At 66.2% G+C, this 432-nt stretch carries 1 protein-coding gene; it reads left to right on the plus strand.

Features of this window, described 5'->3' with window-relative positions; all coding sequences use genetic code 11:
- Nucleotides 1-229: 229 nt before the first annotated feature.
- Nucleotides 230-432 (plus strand): MarR family winged helix-turn-helix transcriptional regulator (locus BCY78_RS24350; RefSeq protein ID WP_233499495.1); only part of this gene is annotated, 203 nt, incomplete at its 3' end.

The following is a 432-nucleotide window of genomic DNA, read 5'->3' on the forward strand; positions in this document are numbered from 1 at the left end:
CGGGGCCGGTCGAGCAGCTCACCGTCTATCCGCAGGCTGAGCACTGTCGAGCCCATGTCCAGCAGGGTCGCCGCCCCGGAGCGTTCCGTGCGTCACTTTCCGCTTCCGACTCACTCGTTAGGGTGATCGGAATGTGCGGGAGGTGTAACCGGGTGGTATTTAGGTTTGGTAATGAGTTACGCTAACAAACATGCCTGACCTGATCCACGACGGCGACAGTGCCGCCGCCGTGAGCTCCCTCCGCTCCGCCGTGATGCTGCTGGGCCGTCGCCTGAAGCACCAGCGAGTCGACGAGTCGCTGAGCCCCACCGAGATGTCGGTGCTCGGCACCCTGGCCCGCTGCGGCTCGGCCACCCCCGGTGAGCTTGCCCGCAAGGAGCATGTGCAGCCGCCGTCGATGACCCGCATCGTCGCGCTGCTGGAGGCGAAGGG

It is taken from the genome of Pararhodobacter sp. CCB-MM2 (genome assembly GCF_001691415.1).
In the GTDB taxonomy this organism is placed as follows: domain Bacteria; phylum Pseudomonadota; class Alphaproteobacteria; order Rhodobacterales; family Rhodobacteraceae; genus Pararhodobacter.